The organism is Acetobacter fallax (genome assembly GCF_011516735.1).
Classification (GTDB): Bacteria; Pseudomonadota; Alphaproteobacteria; order Acetobacterales; family Acetobacteraceae; genus Acetobacter; species Acetobacter fallax.
Genome location: NZ_WOSX01000133.1, coordinates 1 through 916, shown reverse-complemented (window position 1 = coordinate 916; position 916 = coordinate 1). Strand labels below are relative to the sequence as shown.

1 protein-coding gene and 1 pseudogene are annotated in these 916 nt (G+C 50.3%); one reads left to right on the top strand and one right to left on the bottom strand.

The features are described from left to right. A pseudogene (locus GOB85_RS18835) lies at positions 1 to 98 on the top strand (IS5/IS1182 family transposase); the annotation flags it as partial. A gap of 1 nt (position 99) precedes the next feature. On the opposite strand, the gene GOB85_RS18830 reads toward GOB85_RS18835, so the two are convergent. Next, entirely contained in the window at positions 100 to 756 is a 657-nt protein-coding gene (locus GOB85_RS18830; protein ID WP_242011638.1) for a restriction endonuclease subunit S domain-containing protein, read from the bottom strand. Positions 757 to 916 lie beyond the last annotated feature (160 nt).

Genomic DNA, 916 nt, shown 5'->3' with positions numbered 1-916 from the left:
CGAAGGATGTCGAGACAACAATCTCGTCATCCTGCGCATGGTTGATGATTGCCCATATCCGCAGAGTTCTGCGAAAAATCAATCAAACCGCTTTCTGATTCAGGCTCTTAACGCGGCTTGGCTAATATTTCTCATCGACAACTGGTTTCCGGTCGCAAGGCTTTCTATTTGTGACCTTCCTTCTGGTGAGCGGAGATACCACAAGACCCACGATTTTTTGTCTTCTTCGACGAGCAGGCGAAGAATCTTGTCGCTGAGAAATATATTGTCCGGCTGAACGTCTACAATTACCGTAGCACCAACAAGCTCGAGAGTATTGGCGCGCGAAATCAGTAAGTCACCTTTCATTATCCGAGCTTTCGTCGGCGGCAAGTAATCGTTCGGCAAGGTTTTTGTTTGCGTTGTATCAAAATGCCCCCACGTTACAGCACTGACCTTAACTACTCCTTTTTCTCCGGCAACGGGAGGGCGTTCGACACAGCGCATATTTTTGCCTGCTTCAATTCCTCGCAGAAGTTCTCCAAGCGGTAACTCATGCTTTTCCAAATCTGCAAAACAGGAGCGCAAAGCCTGCTGCCTCAGATGAGCTTTCAACACCTGAACACGCTCCAACTCTGCCCGGGCGCGGGCGATGCGGGCGGTTAGGCTGTCCAGTTTGGCAACGATGCGGCGTTGTTCGGCGAGAGGGGGAAGCCCTATTGAGTGATTTTCAAGGAAAATACGCGGAACACGGCGCTGCCCTACTGCTCCTGTCATATGCGTTTCAGCATCTTTTCTAAAAGATGGCTGGCGAAGATAATACCATAAGAGAGGTGGTCCCCATTTTTCGGACAGGGCGATAAGCTATCATCTGGCCTGAACGAGGACGGGTTTTATGGGCAAGGTTACGCGGAAACGGTATGCGGCAGAGTTCAAG

Coding starts and splice junctions, on each gene's coding strand:
- GOB85_RS18830 (WP_242011638.1), bottom strand. CDS start 756: ATGACAGGAGCAGTAGGGCAGCGCCGTGTTCCGCGTATTTTCCTTGAA.